At 70.0% G+C, this 13815-nt stretch carries 10 protein-coding genes; 6 read left to right on the forward strand and 4 right to left on the reverse strand.

Features of this window, described 5'->3' with window-relative positions:
- Positions 1-148 precede the first annotated feature (148 nt).
- Positions 149-739, forward strand: a complete 591-nt coding sequence (locus STRVI_RS07530) for a TetR/AcrR family transcriptional regulator (protein WP_014055034.1) — start codon at positions 149-151, stop codon at positions 737-739.
- Between the two features lie 487 nt (positions 740-1226).
- Here the strand turns inward: STRVI_RS07530 and STRVI_RS07540 are convergent, their stop codons facing one another.
- Positions 1227-1463, reverse strand: coding sequence for a hypothetical protein (locus STRVI_RS07540; RefSeq protein WP_014055035.1), 237 nt, complete (start codon positions 1461-1463; stop codon positions 1227-1229).
- A 363-nt stretch (positions 1464-1826) separates the two neighbouring features.
- On the opposite strand from STRVI_RS07540, the gene hemE reads away from it, so the two are divergent.
- Positions 1827-2981, forward strand: a complete 1155-nt coding sequence (hemE, locus tag STRVI_RS07545) for a uroporphyrinogen decarboxylase (protein ID WP_014055036.1) — start codon at positions 1827-1829, stop codon at positions 2979-2981.
- 247 nt (positions 2982-3228) lie between these two features.
- Here hemE and STRVI_RS07550 read toward each other — a convergent pair whose 3' ends face one another.
- The 3 genes from STRVI_RS07550 to glgX are packed head-to-tail and all read right to left on the reverse strand — an operon-like array spanning position 3229 to position 9357.
- A complete protein-coding gene (locus STRVI_RS07550) occupies positions 3229-5100 on the reverse strand; it encodes an ABC transporter ATP-binding protein (RefSeq protein ID WP_014055037.1) in 1872 nt (623 codons plus the stop codon).
- Positions 5097-6995, reverse strand: a complete 1899-nt coding sequence (locus tag STRVI_RS07555; RefSeq protein WP_014055038.1) for an ABC transporter ATP-binding protein — start codon at positions 6993-6995, stop codon at positions 5097-5099. Before STRVI_RS07555 ends, STRVI_RS07550 begins: the two co-directional genes overlap by 4 nt.
- Before the next feature lie 34 nt (positions 6996-7029).
- Entirely contained in the window at positions 7030-9357 is a 2328-nt protein-coding gene (glgX, locus tag STRVI_RS07560; protein ID WP_014055039.1) for a glycogen debranching protein GlgX, read from the reverse strand.
- 351 nt (positions 9358-9708) lie between these two features.
- Between glgX and STRVI_RS07565 the strand changes: the two genes are divergently transcribed.
- From STRVI_RS07565 to STRVI_RS07580, 4 genes are all read left to right on the forward strand, one after another.
- Entirely contained in the window at positions 9709-10926 is a 1218-nt protein-coding gene (locus STRVI_RS07565) for a L,D-transpeptidase (RefSeq protein WP_050993902.1), read from the forward strand.
- 135 nt (positions 10927-11061) lie between these two features.
- Positions 11062-11829, forward strand: a complete 768-nt coding sequence (locus STRVI_RS07570) for an enoyl-CoA hydratase/isomerase family protein (protein WP_014055041.1) — start codon at positions 11062-11064, stop codon at positions 11827-11829.
- Between the two features lie 277 nt (positions 11830-12106).
- The gene (locus STRVI_RS07575; protein ID WP_043235534.1) at positions 12107-12610 is read left to right on the forward strand and encodes an ATP-binding protein; all 504 of its coding nucleotides are present in this window, start codon (positions 12107-12109) and stop codon (positions 12608-12610) included.
- A 440-nt stretch (positions 12611-13050) separates the two neighbouring features.
- A complete protein-coding gene (locus tag STRVI_RS07580; protein ID WP_014055043.1) occupies positions 13051-13677 on the forward strand; it encodes an N-acetylmuramoyl-L-alanine amidase in 627 nt (208 codons plus the stop codon).
- Positions 13678-13815 lie beyond the last annotated feature (138 nt).

The following is a 13815-nucleotide window of genomic DNA, read 5'->3' on the forward strand; positions in this document are numbered from 1 at the left end:
CGAGCCCGGGCTGGACGAACAATGTCGCGCTGTGGGGGACGCCCGGCCTTGACCATGCTTGGACGCTAGCACATCTTGAACCGTCTGGTTCAAGATAGAATGGTGCGGCGCGACACGGAACATCGACACACCGGCAAGGAAGTGCCACGTGGCAGGCAAGAAGCAATTCGACATGGACACGGCACTTGACGCCGCGATGATCCAGTTCTGGCGCGCGGGCTACGCCGACACCTCAGTGGACGATCTGTCCCGGGCGACCGGCCTGAACCGCAGCTCCATCTACTCCTCGCTCGGCGACAAGGACACGCTCTTCCTGCGCTGCTTGGATCGCTATGCCGCGCGCTATGGCGACAAGTACGACGCCGCCCTGTCGTGTGCGGCCTCGGAGCCTCTTACAGCCGTTCGTGCGTTCTTCGACGTCACCCTCGCGCGCATCGCCGATCCCGAACTGCCGGACGGATGCCTGGTCGCCCAGTCGGCCATGGCAATTCCGGCGCTGAGCCAGAGCGTCGCGGCTCGCGCGAAGGAGGCACTGGGCTTCCAGCGCTTGCGTGTGCGCGCCGCACTGAAGGCAGGCCGATTGACCGACCAGGACGCCGATGCCTTCGCTGAACACGTGGCCGCCGTGAACCAGTCTCTCGCCGTCATGAGCAGAGCTGGGGCGAGCCCGGCGCAGCTCCTGGCCATCGTGGGGGTAACCGTCGACGCGCTCTCACAGGCGTCGCGCACGCGCAAGTAGCGCTGCGGACCGGTTCCGTCCTGGACTCGACGAACCTCTGTCCTGGCCGCGATCCGGCGTGCGTACTTCAACGCTTCCAGGCTGGCCGGCCCGTTCAGGGCCGGGGCGTGCTCCCAGGCCGGGCTGTGCCACAGGCGAGGCTTCTGCGGATCCTGAAAGTAGATCTTCCTGATGTCGGCGTGGTCCACGGAGACGGGCCATTCGCCCGCGTGCTCGCCGTGGCCCAGACGGCATGGCTGAGCATGGATTCCGCGTACCGCAGGATCCACGTCGGCCAAGAGCAGCCGGGCAAGCTCCAGTCGGTGTTGTCCATCGAAGCGCGGAACCTACAACCCTGTAGGTTCCACGCTCTCATGCGCATTGGCTCCTGCGGAAACGTCGAGTTCCGCGCGAGATGAACACGATCTGTGTCGGAGTAGGGTGCGCAATCGGTGCCATGCAGGTCGGCGTTCCGGTCACAATCCGTGACAGGTGGTCCGCCAGCTGATCATTGGTTCGGCATGGATTCTGCCCCCACTATGGGCCGCTCGTCGACACGGGTCGCCGGTTCTCCGTACTTCAATCCAAAGCAGTACTGGGTTCCCGCCTCGGTCCGTCCGGTGAACTTGATCCCGTTGACGCGATGCTCGACCTGGGTCAATCGGATCACGACGGTGCCGTAGAGGGTGATCCGTTCCACGAGGTTGTCGAGTTCCAGGTCTTCAGCCAGGGTCTCGGCAGTCACAAGGCCCACCGGCAGTACAGAGGCAGGTTCGTCGAACGTGCTCGGCCGGCCAGCACTGATAGCAATATGAGCACTTCAAGTGCAAAGTCCGAAGTGATGCCGTATTGCCGCATTTCATCAGTCTTCGACCAGAGGTGGGCGGCTTGGGCCAGACGGGCGGGCGTTGCTGCGGCCAACGCTCCATGCAGGGTGACGGTGGCAGTGTGCGTCGAGTCGCTGTGTTGTCGATCACCGGACTGTCGACCGTGCCCGGCCGTTCTCGAGGCGGTGGGCGTAGGTACGCTGGTAGCGCATCTTCACTTGTAGGGGTGCGTGTGCTGAGCGGGCTGGTTGAGGCTCGCCATCTGGGCAGGACGGAAGAGCGTGGGCGTCGATATGCGGGAAGAGTCGGACGTGGACCACGTGGCGGGTGAGGCGCGGCCGAAGAAGCTGCTGTTGCGTGCGCTTGCGGGCGAGCGCACCGAGCGACCACCGATCTGGCTCATGCGGCAGGCCGGACGCTATCTGCCGGAGTACCACGACGTCCGCGAGGCTGCGGGCGGGATGGTGGGGCTGTGCAATTCGCCCGAGCATGCGGTCGAGGTCACCTTGCAACCGCTCCGCCGCTTCACGCTCGACGCCGCGATCCTGTTCGCGGATCTTCCCCAGATCGCGGCGGCGTTGGGACAGACCTTGGAGTACCGGGTCGGTGACGGCCCCGTCCTCACGCCTCCGATCCGTTCGACTTCGGACATCACCGAGTTCTTGAGCGCGTCCCGCTTGCACGAAGAACTGGCCCCGATCTATGAGACCGTCAGACAACTCACTCGCGCATTGCCTGACGAGGTCACGTTGATCGGCTATGCCGGTGCGCCGTGGACGGTTGCGACTTACATGGTCGAAGGGCGCGGCGGCGGCCCAGAGCACTCCATCGTCAAGCAGTGGGCACTGAGCGATCCGGAGGGGTTCCAACCCCTGATCGACCTGCTCACGGCGGCCACCATCGAGTTCTTGGACCGTCAGATTCAGGCGGGTGCCGAAGCGATCCAACTCTTCGAGAGCTGGGCCGGCATACTCCCCGACCCGCTATTCCAGCGTTGGTGCGTCACGCCGGTTGCCGCCATCGTCGCGGCGCTGAAGGCGAAGCATCCGAGTGTTCCCATCATCGCCTTTCCGCGCGGCGCGGGGCTTGCCTACAAGGGCTTCGCCGAGGCGACCGGCGTGGACTGCGTCGGGCTCGACTCGACAGTACCTGTGGAGTGGGCCGCGCAGAAGGTGCAGCACGAGCTCGGCCGGTGCGTGCAGGGCAACCTCGACCCCCAGCTCCTTGTCGCGGGCGGGCCTGCACTCCACGCGGAAACAGACCGCATCCTGAACGCGCTTAGTGGTGGCCCGTTCGTGTTCAACCTCGGACACGGAATCGTCAAGACCACACCCCCCGAGCATGTGGCCGCTCTCGCCCAGCAGGTACGGTCCTGGTCCTCTTCACCCTCGGACGGTGGGCGGCCTACGGTACGGAGTAGGTCGCGTCAGCCATAGGCGGCACCTACCTCGTCCTTGGCGCCATGAGGGGACGAGGTGACCGTCAGGTGTCGGTGCCACTGAACCTCGGAATTGCGCATCCATTGCGCAATGCGTAGCTACAGTGCGCACCGAAACGTGGAACCTACACGGTCAGTGGGTTACTGAGCGCAGCCAGTGCCCACGGAACCGTGAAATTGCCCATCTGTTGTCCATCTCGCGGGGGCATTGCCCATCAAAACGCGGAACCTACAAACCCGGCGCGTCACACCAGACTGTCCCGCCACGCCTGATGCAGCGCCGCGAAGCGGCCCTCGCCCGCGATCAGTTGGTCCGGCGGGCCGTCCTCGACGATCCGGCCGTCGGCCATCACCAGCACCCGGTCGGCCGTCTCGACGGTCGACAGCCGGTGGGCGATGACGACCGCCGTACGGCCGCGCAGCACCGTGTCCATGGCGCGCTGCACCGCCCGCTCGCCCGGGATGTCGAGGGAGGAGGTGGCCTCGTCGAGGATGAGGACCGACGGGTCGGCGAGCAGGGCGCGGGCGAACGCGACCAGTTGGCGCTGACCTGCGGAGATCCGGCCGCCGCGCTTGCGTACATCCGTGTCGTAGCCGTCGGGCAGGGCGGCGACGAAGTCATGTGCGCCGATCGCCTTGGCCGCCTGCTCGATCTCGGCCCGGGTGGCGTCGGGGCGGCCGATGGCGATGTTCTCGGCGATCGTGCCGGAGAACAGAAACGCCTCCTGCGTCACCATGACCACACCGCGCCGCAGTTCGGGCATGGCCAGCTCGCGCAGATCCACCCCGTCGAGCAGCACCCGGCCGTCGCTGGGGTCGTAGAAGCGGGCCAGCAGCTTGGCGAGGGTGGATTTGCCCGCGCCGGTCGCCCCGACCACCGCGAGCGTCTGCCCGGCGGGCAGCGTGAGGTCGAAGCGGGGCAGCACCTCGCCGCCGGTGCGATAGGCGAAGCGCACCCCGTCGAAGACCACCTCCCGGCCGGGGGCCTTCGTCGGGCGCGGCGGCAGCGGCTTGGGGTCGGCGGGCTCGGGGACGGAGGGGCGCTGGGCCAGCAGGCCCGCGATCTTCTCCAGCGAGGCGGCCGCCGACTGGTAGGAGTTGAGGAACATCCCCAGCCGGTCGATCGGGTCGTACAGCCTGCGCAGATACAGCGCGGCCGCGGCGAGCACCCCGAGCGCGAGCGAACCGGAGGCCACCCGGTAGGCGCCCCAGAGCACGATGGCGGCCACCACCGCGTTGGCGACCAGCCGGGAGCTGACCACATAGCGGGCCATCTCCAGGATCGCGTCCCCGTTGGCGCGCTCATGGCGGTGGTTCAGCTCGCGGAAGCGCGCGTCGTTGGCGCGCTCGCGGCGGAACGCCTGCACGGGGCGGATGCCGTTCATGGTCTCGGTGAACGTCACGATCACCGCCGCGATGGCCGTCGACCGCTTGCGGTACACCCGCATGGAGCGCCGCTGGAAGGAGCGGATCAGCAGATACAGCGGCCAGAAGGAGAGCACCGCCGCCCCGCCCAGCCCCCAGTCGAGATACAGCAGCGTGATGGAGATGTAGACGACCGACAGCGCGACCCCGAGCAGCTCCTCCAGGCCCTCGCTGAGCAGCTCGCGCAGCGACTCGACGTCCGTCGTGGCCCGGGAGATCAGCCGGCCGGAGGTGTAGCGCTCGTGGAAGTCCACGCTCAGCGCCTGGGCATGGCGGAAGATCCGGCCGCGCAGATCCAGCAGCACGTCCTGGCCGATCCGGGCGGAGCAGCGGATGAATACGTACTGCAGCGACCCGGAGGCGAGCGCACAGCCCAGATAGATCGCGCCGACGGCGATCAGCGGGCCGTGGGCGCCGTCGCGGAGGGCGGGCACGGCATGGTCGATGGCGTATGCGACGAGCAGCGGACCCGCCTGGACGGCGGCCTGCTGGAGCAGCAGCAGGACGGCCGCCAGCCAGACCCGTCGCCGGCGCGGCGAGAGCAGCGAACGCAGCAGAGTCAGGGACGCGCCCTCGGGCACCGGCAGGACATCGCGGTCGAACGGGTCGGACGACAGCGCCCGGCCCTCGTCCCTGTCCTCGCCCCTGCCTCCGTCGTCGGTGCTCTCCCGCTCCTCCTCGACCGTCGTCATGGTCTGCTCTCCCCCTCCTCGCGTTCCTGCCCGGACATCAGCGCCCGGTATTCCGCGCTCTCCCGCAGCAGCCGCTGATGGGTGCCGACGGCGGTGATCCGGCCCTCCGACAGCAGCGCGACCCGGTCGGCGAGCAGCACGGTGGACGGCCGGTGCGCGACGACCAGCGCGGTCGTGGCCGCCAGCACCTGCCGCAGCGCCGCCTCCACCAGCGCCTCGGTGTGCACATCGAGGGCGGACAGCGGATCGTCGAGCACCAGGAACCGCGGGCCGCCCACGACGGCCCGCGCCAGCGCGAGCCGCTGCCGCTGACCACCGGACAGGCTGAGCCCCTGCTCGCCGACCTCGGTGTCGGTGCCCTCCGGCAGGGCGTGCACGAAATCGGCCTGCGCCACCTTCAGGGCCCGCAGCAGCTCCTCCCGGCCCGCGTCGGTGGCGCCCATGAGGACGTTCTCACCGGCGGTTGCCGAGAACAGCGTGGGCTCCTCGAACGCGACGGCCACCAGGGCGCGCAGCTCCTCCCGGGGGAGGGCGGTGATGTCCCGGCCGTCGAGGGTGATCCGCCCGCGGGTGATCTCCTGGAGCCGGGGGACGAGAGCGGTAAGGGTGGTCTTTCCGGAGCCCGTCGCCCCGACCAGCGCCATGGTCTCGCCGGGCCGGATGTGGAGATCGACCCCGCGCAGCACGGGCGGCTCCTCCGGCGGCGCGTCCGCGTAGGCGAACTCCACCCCCCTGAACCGGAGCCCGCCCTCGCGGTCCCGGCCGCCCCCGCCGTCCTCGCCGCCTTCGCCCGCCTCGCCGCCTTCGCCTGCCTCGCCGTCCTCGCCGTCCTCGCCGCGTCGCAGCGGCCGCGCGGGCCGGGGCCGGTCGGCCGCGGTGGCCGGCTCCGCGTCCATGACGTCGAAATAGCGGTCGGTGGCCGTCGCCGCGTCCTGGCTCATCGCGAGGAGAAAGCCCAGGGACTCCACGGGCCAGCGCAGCGTCAGGGCGGTGGAGAGGAAGGCGACCAGCGTGCCGGCCGAGAGATCCCCGTCCGCGACCCGCATGGTGCCGAGCACCAGCGCCGCGCCGATCGCCAGCTCCGGCAGCGTCATGATCAGCGCCCAGAGCGTGGCCAGCAGCCGCGCCTTGTGGAGCTCGGTGGAGCGAACCTGCTGGGACAGGGCGCGGAAGGCGCGGGCCTGGCTGCGGTGGCGGCCGAAGCCCTTGACGATCCGGACGCCCAGCACGCCCTCCTCGACGACCGTCGTCAGATCGCCGGTCTGGTCCTGCACGGCGCGGGCCACCGTCGCGTACCGCTTCTCGAACAGCGAGCAGAGGATCACCAGCGGCACCGCCGGGACCACCAGGACCAGGCCCAGCGTCCACTCCTGCGACAGCAAGATGGCGAATCCGGCCAGGATGGTGACCCCGTTGACCACCAGGAAGGTGAGCGGGAAGGCCAGGAACATCCGCAGCAGCATCAGGTCGGTCGTGGCCCGCGACAGTAGCTGGCCGGAGGCCCAGCGGTCGTGGAATGAGACCGGCAGCCGCTGCAGATGGCGGTAGAGATCGGCACGCATCGCGGCCTCGACGGAGGCCAGGGGCCGCCCCACCAGCCAGCGCCGCAGCCCGAAGAGCCCGGCCTCGGCCGTGCCCAGGGCGAGCAGCAGCGCACCGCCCAGCCAGACCCCGCCCGGGTCCCGGTGGGCCACCGGCCCGTCCACCATCCACTTGAGGACCAGCGGGATGACCAGCCCCATACAGGAGGCGACGACCGCCGCCCCGGCCGCGCCGAACAGCCGCACCCGCACCGGGCGCACGTATGGCCACAGCCGCAGGAGTGAACGCGTGGCGGAGCGGTGCCGCGGGGCGGCACCGCTTTCTTGGGCGCGGGGTTCACTCGTCACAGCCATCAGTGGGGAGACTACGGTCCGCCACCGACAGCGCTCACTCGGTTTTTTGGCGTAGGTCCGTGGCGTCGAGGGCGCGCAGCAGCAGGACCGAGCGCGCTGGAAGCTCGATGGGGGCGCCCGCCGCGAGCCGTGTGCCGGGGGCCGCCTCCTGGTCCTCACGGGCCGTGTCCAGGAGGAGCTCGTACCCCCGGGCCCAGGGCGGTCCGGGCAGGGTGAAGGAGAGCGGCAGCGGGCCCGCGTGCAGCAGCGCCAGGAAGCTGTCGTCCGTGACCGGGGCGCCGTGCGGATCGCGCTGGGGCAGATCGCGGCCCGACAGATAGGCCCCGAGGGCGGTCGTCGGCGCGTACCAGTCGGATTCGGTCATCTCGGTGCCGCGTGGGGTGAACCACGCCAGATCGCGCAGCCCCTCCGGGGGCCGGGCCAGGCCGGAGAAGAAGGCCGGGCGGCGCAGCACCGGATGGGCCCGGCGCAGCCGTATCAGCCGGGCGGTGAGCTCGGTAAGGGCGCGCCAGCCGGGGTCGTCCAGCAGCGACCAGTCGAGCCAGCCGGTCTCGTTGTCCTGGCAGTACGCGTTGTTGTTGCCGCCCTGGGTGCGGCCCAGCTCATCGCCCGCGACCAGCATCGGCACCCCGGTGGACAGCAGCAGGGTGGCCAGCAGATTGCGCAACTGGCGGCGGCGCAGCGCGCGGATCTCCGGGTCGTCGGTCTCGCCCTCGGCGCCGCAGTTCCAGGCGCGGTTGTCGGGGGTGCCGTCGCGATTGCCCTCCCCGTTGGCCTCGTTGTGCTTGCGCTCGTAGGAGACCAGGTCGCGCAGGGTGGAACCGTCGTGCGCGGTGATGAAGTTGACCGAGGCGTACGGGCGGCGGCCGCTCCACGCGTACAGATCGCTGGAGCCCGAGAGCCGGTAGCCCAGATCGCGGGCGTCGGGCAGCGCCCCGCGCCAGAAGTCCCGCACCGCATCCCGGTAGCGGTCGTTCCACTCCGCCCACAGCGGCGGGAAGGCGCCCACCTGATAGCCGCCGGAGCCCACGTCCCACGGCTCCGCGATCAGCTTCACCCGGCGCAGTACGGGATCCTGCGCGATCACGGCCAGGAAGGGCGAGAGCATGTCGACGCCGTGCGCGGCGCGGGCGAGCGCGCTGGCCAGGTCGAAGCGGAAGCCGTCCACTCCCATCTCGGTGACCCAGTAGCGCAGCGAGTCGGTGACCAGCCGCAGCACCTGTGGCTGCAGGACGTGCAGGGTGTTGCCGCAGCCGGTGAAGTCGGCGTAGCGGCGGGGGTCCTGCTGGAGGCGGTAGTAGCCGCGGTTGTCGACACCGCGCAGCGAGAGGGTGGGGCCCAGCTCATTGGCCTCGGCGGTGTGGTTGTAGACGACGTCGAGGATCACCTCGATCCCGGCGGTGTGCAGGGCGCGCACCATCCGCCGGAACTCCCCGACCTGCTGGCCCCGGGTGCCGCCGGCCGCGTATCCGGCGTGCGGCGCGAAGTAGCCGATGGAGTTGTAGCCCCAGTAGTTGCGTAAGCCCCGCCGCAGCAGATGGTCCTCATGGGCGAACTGATGCACCGGCAGCAGCTCGACCGCCGTGACCCCGAGCCGGGTCAGGTGCTCGATCGCCGCCGGATGCGCCAGCCCCGCGTAGGTGCCGCGCAGCTCGGGCGGCACCCCTGGGTGGCGCATGGTGAAGCCGCGCACATGGAGCTCGTAGATCACCGACTCGGCCCAGGGCGTCTTGGGCCGCCGGTCCGCCGTCCACTCGTCGGGCGCGCCGTCCGCCGTGTCGTCGCCGACCACCACGCCCTTGGGGACGTACGGGGCGGAGTCGCGGTCGTCCCGGACGGTGTCCGCCACATGCTGCTGCGGCCAGTCCCGCATATGTCCGTAGACCTCGGCGGGCAGCGCGAAGTCCCCGTCCACGGCGCGGGCGTACGGATCCAGCAGCAGCTTCGCCGGATTCCAGCGGGCGCCGGTCCAGGGGTCCCAGCGGCCGTGCACGCGGTAGCCGTACCGCCGGCCGGGCAGCACACCGGGGACGAAGCCGTGCCACACCTCATGGGTGAGCTCGGTGAGCGGACAGCGCAGCTCGTGGCCGTCGTCGTCGAACAGACACAGCTCCACGGCCTCCGCACCGCCCGCCCACAGCGCGAAGTTGGTGCCCCACACCCCGTCCGGCCCCCGGCAGGGGCGGGCGCCGAGCGGCTCCGGGCTGCCCGGCCGGACGGCGGGGCCCGCCGCCGGGGCGGTGCTCCGGTCGCGCCGCGGGGCGAGCGCCGTGGGGCGGTGGCCGATGAGACGGCCCACCGCCGTCGCCGAGGGGCGTCCGGGGACGCCGTCGCGTGTCTCCTGCCCGGCTGCACTGGACACATCGGCCTCCGCGGCTCGCGGCCAACCGCCTCCGCCCCGACGGAGGGAAGGCGGGCAGCACCTCATGGCGGGCCGGCGGGCCCCGCGGTGTCCCGTACCGCACGGACCCTGGCCCAGGCTCTCCCACCTGTTCTGCCCGCAATCCCGCCGACTCGCACGTTTCCCGCCGCCCCGCCGCCGCCCGGCATGGGCCGATCGTCCCGTGACCCGCTCCCGCCTGCGACTGAACCGTGACCAACGAGGGGAAGTCCACTGTCGGTGGCGTGTGATTACCTATCGCCAGGCGCGCCCTGCGCGTGATCGGGCTTGCCGCGGGGGCGCGGCTCCGGGGGAGGGAGAGCTGTTGTGACGATGCGGTGGATACCGAGGGCGGCGGGCGGCGGCCGCAAGGGGCTTCTCGCGCTGCTGCTCGGGGCGTTGCTCATGGCAGTGGCCGCGTGCGGCGGAGGCGGTGGCTCCGACGACGAGAAGGGCAAGGACGGCAAGGGCGACGGCCGGCCCAAGACCTCGCGGGCCGTGGTGACGATCGCGCCCAAGGACGGTGCGAAGGGCGTGGACACCAGCGGTGCGCTCAAGGTCACCTCGGCGAAGGGCACCCTGTCCTCGGTCAAGGTCAAGGACGCCAAGGGCGCCGCGGTCGAGGGGAAGGCCGGCGAGGACGGAAAGAGCTGGCTGCCCGCCGCCCATCTCCGCTCGGACACCACCTACACCGTGGACGCGGTCGCCAAGGACACCGACGGCCTGACCACCACCAGGCACGCGACCTTCACCACGCTGCGTCCCAAGAAGACCTTCGTGGGCATCTACACCCCGGAGGACGGCTCGACGGTCGGCGTCGGCATGCCCGTCTCGCTCCACTTCAACCGCGGTATCACCCACCCGGAAGCCGTGGAGAAGGGGATAAAGGTCAGCGCCTCGCCGTCGGTGCCGCTCGCGAGCCACTGGTTCGGCAACGACCGGCTGGACTTCCGGCCCGAGGAGTACTGGAAGCCCGGCACCAAGGTGACGCTCAGTCTGGATCTGGACGGGATCGAGGGCAGGCCGGGGGTGTACGGCGAGCAGCGGAAGTCGGTGACGTTCACCATCGGCCGCAGCCAGATCTCGGTCGTCGACGCCAAGTCCAAGAAGATGACGGTCAAGCGGGACGGCAAGACCATCAAGACCATCCCCATCACCTCGGGCGCGCCCGGCCATGAAACCTACAACGGCAAAATGGTGATCAGCGAGAAGCATCCGGTGACGCGGATGGACGGCGCCACGGTCGGCTTCGACGGGGAGTACGACATCAAGGACGTGCCGCATGCGATGCGCCTGTCGACCTCCGGCACCTTCATCCACGGCAACTACTGGGCGGGCCAGGCCACGTTCGGTTCGTCCAATGTCAGCCACGGCTGTGTGGGCCTGTTCGACCAGCGCGGCGGCGGGGACTCCGCCACCCCGGCGTCCTGGTTCTTCCGCAAATCGATCATCGGCGATGTGGTCATCGTGAAGAACTCGCATGACGAGACCGTCCAGCCGGACAACGGGCTCAACGGCTGGAACATGTCCTGGGAGAAGTGGAAGGCATGACCCCGCGCCGGAGCCGGGGCGCCCTGCTGCCTCGCTCCCAGCCCCCTTCGTCCCCGGCGTCGTCCCCGACGTCCCCGGGTTATGGCGCCGCCCCCGGCCCACGGCTCCCGTGTTAGCGGGCGCTAACCTGCGCTCATGACTGTGAATCTCGAGGTTGCCGACGGCGTTGCCACCTTCCGCCTTGACCGCCCCCCGATGAACGCGCTCGACACCGCCACCCAGGACCGGCTGCGGGAGCTCGCCGCCGAGGTGACCCGCCGCGACGATGTGCGCGCCGTGGTCATCTGGGGCGGCGAGAAGGTGTTCGCGGCCGGCGCGGACATCAAGGAGATGCGGGAGATGGACCACGCCGCGATGGTGGCCCGCTCCGGTGATCTGCAGGATTCCTTCACCGCCGTGGCCCGGATCCCCAAGCCCGTGGTAGCCGCCGTCACCGGCTACGCCCTCGGCGGCGGCTGCGAGCTGGCGCTGTGCGCCGACTTCCGGATCGCCGCGGAGAACGCGAAGTTGGGCCAGCCCGAGATCCTGCTCGGCCTGATCCCGGGCGCGGGCGGCACCCAGCGGCTGGCCCGGCTGGTCGGCCCGGCCAAGGCCAAGGACCTCATCTTCACGGGCCGTCAGGTCAAGGCCGACGAGGCGCTGACCATCGGCCTGGTGGACCGGGTCGTACCGGCCGAGGAGGTCTACGAGCAGGCTCACGCCTGGGCGGCGCGGCTGGCCCGGGGCCCGGCGATCGCGCTGCGCGCGGCCAAGGAGTCGGTGGACCGGGGGCTGGAGACGGACCTCGACAGCGGTCTCGCCCTCGAACGCACCTGGTTCGCCGGGCTGTTCGCCACCGAGGACCGGGAGATCGGGATGCGCAGCTTTGTCGAGGACGGGCCGGGTAAGGCCACGTTCCGCTGATACCTGATCGGTTCCGATCGTCTCGGCCCGGGTCACGGAGCCGGGTATGCCCCGTGCGAGCGAATTTTCTTCGCCAACGGTCGGCCCTTGGATGACCTGGTCCGGTACGCTGGGTGATCACGCGTATGCGTGGTGACATCGCTGGTCAGCCGGGGTGTTGTGGCGCCCCAACTGCCTTTGGCATATGTCGGATCGGGTTTGTGGAGCCTGGGGCTCCGGTGTTCGGGATCCCACGGTTCCGCCCCGGATGGCCTTTTGGGCGGCCATGATGGGGGGCATGGCGGGCTTGGAGGGAATGGAGCAGCCGCAGCAGCGCACTGGTACGGCTGCGGTGCGGGGGGTGCCGCCCGTCGAGGACGAGCGGGCCCGCAGGGCGCTTGACCTCTTTGGAAACCCCGCGGCCGAGGAGGTGCGGCTGCCCTCCCGTCCCGAGTCCGCGGCGACCGCCCGCCGACTGGCCGAATACGTGGTGGCGCGCGACTGGGGGCTGGGCCTTCAGCTCGCCGAGCACACCGTGCTGCTCGTCTCCGAGCTGGTGGGCAACGCCGTACGGCACACCGGCGCCCGCACCTTCGGGCTGCGGATGCTGCGGCGGCGTGGCTGGATCCGGATCGAGGTCCGTGACCCCTCCCGGGGGCTGCCGTGTCTGCTGCCGGTGGGGGAGCTCGACACCAGCGGGCGCGGGCTGACGCTGGTCGACCAGCTCTCCCAGCGGTGGGGGGTCGATCTGCTGCCGTGCGGCAAGACGACCTGGTTCGAGATGCGCGTGGCCGAAAACTGATCGCGCGGGCGCCGGTGCGGACCTCGGCGCGGAGCGTGAAAAGGGTCCCCGTGTCGTCGTGTGCCGACGACACGGGGACCTCTTTTCGTCCCCGGCCATGGCACGAAAGGGGTGTTCGTCATGGCATTCGGGGGAAGCGACCTCGCTCGGGTCAATGGGGTCGCGGCCCCGACTATCGCAGAGACGGTAGATCACTTCCAAGCCAATCCAAGGTGAGCTGTAACACTTGCCTTGCTAATGGTGGGTAGAGGGGCAATTTTCCTTTGTTGTCGACCTCTTTCTGGTGAATCTCCAGTGGTCCAGACCGTGACACGAAATCTTTCTTTGCCCGTCGGTTCTTGGCATGGCCCTGCCTAGCACTCACCATGGAACAGCGCTACGCGCGTCACACCCCCCACGTATCCCCCTTTGTCCCGGCTACGCCACTCGGGAGACCCCCCATGGAAGCGCACGGCCGCACCTCCACCCGGCGCGCCCTGCTCCGCTCGGGCGCCTATCTCGCCACCGCCGCCACCGGACTCACCGCCGCCGCAGCTACCGCCACCACCGCCCACGCCGACGACAGACGCCGCCGCCGCGCGGCCGCCTATCCCCCCACCCACTGGATCCCGGCCTCCACCTCCAACTACCGCGTCTCCAGCCGCCCGACCTCGTATCCGATCGACTTCGTCGTCATCCATGTGACGCAGGAGACCTTCCCGGACGCGATGAAGATCTTCCAGGACCCGGCCAAGCAGGTCTCCGCGCACTACATGGTCGCCTCGGCCGACGGCTATATCGGGCAGTTCGTCCGGGAGAAGGACGTCGCCTGGCACGCCGGCAACAAGGACTACAACAACCGCAGCATCGGCATCGAGCACGAGGGCTGGGTGGACGACCCCAAGTGGTTCACGGACGAGATGTACGCCTCGTCCGCCGCCCTGACCGCGGCCGTCTGCGACCGCTTCGGCATCCCCAAGACCCGCGGCCACATCATCGGCCATGTGGAGGTCCCCGGAACCGATCACACCGACCCCGGCCCCCTGTGGGACTGGGACCGCTATATGTCCCTGGTCAACAAAGCCTGAGCCGCGAACCTAAGCGAACCTGGCGAACGTAGGCGAACCTGGCGAACGCCGCGTGCGCCGCTTATGTCGTGTACATCGCGACGCGGCCGACGGGCCGGCCGCCGCCGACCGCTAATCTGTGCGGGTCAAGCACACGCA

The organism is Streptomyces violaceusniger Tu 4113 (assembly GCF_000147815.2).
In the GTDB taxonomy this organism is placed as follows: domain Bacteria; phylum Actinomycetota; class Actinomycetes; order Streptomycetales; family Streptomycetaceae; genus Streptomyces; species Streptomyces violaceusniger_A.

Coding starts and splice junctions, on each gene's coding strand:
- STRVI_RS07550 (WP_014055037.1), bottom strand. CDS start 5,100: ATGACGACGGTCGAGGAGGAGCGGGAGAGCACCGACGACGGAGGCAGG.
- STRVI_RS07555 (WP_014055038.1), bottom strand. CDS start 6,995: ATGGCTGTGACGAGTGAACCCCGCGCCCAAGAAAGCGGTGCCGCCCCG.
- STRVI_RS07565 (WP_050993902.1), top strand. CDS start 9,709: ATGCGGTGGATACCGAGGGCGGCGGGCGGCGGCCGCAAGGGGCTTCTC.
- STRVI_RS07570 (WP_014055041.1), top strand. CDS start 11,062: ATGACTGTGAATCTCGAGGTTGCCGACGGCGTTGCCACCTTCCGCCTT.
- STRVI_RS07575 (WP_043235534.1), top strand. CDS start 12,107: ATGGCGGGCTTGGAGGGAATGGAGCAGCCGCAGCAGCGCACTGGTACG.
- STRVI_RS07580 (WP_014055043.1), top strand. CDS start 13,051: ATGGAAGCGCACGGCCGCACCTCCACCCGGCGCGCCCTGCTCCGCTCG.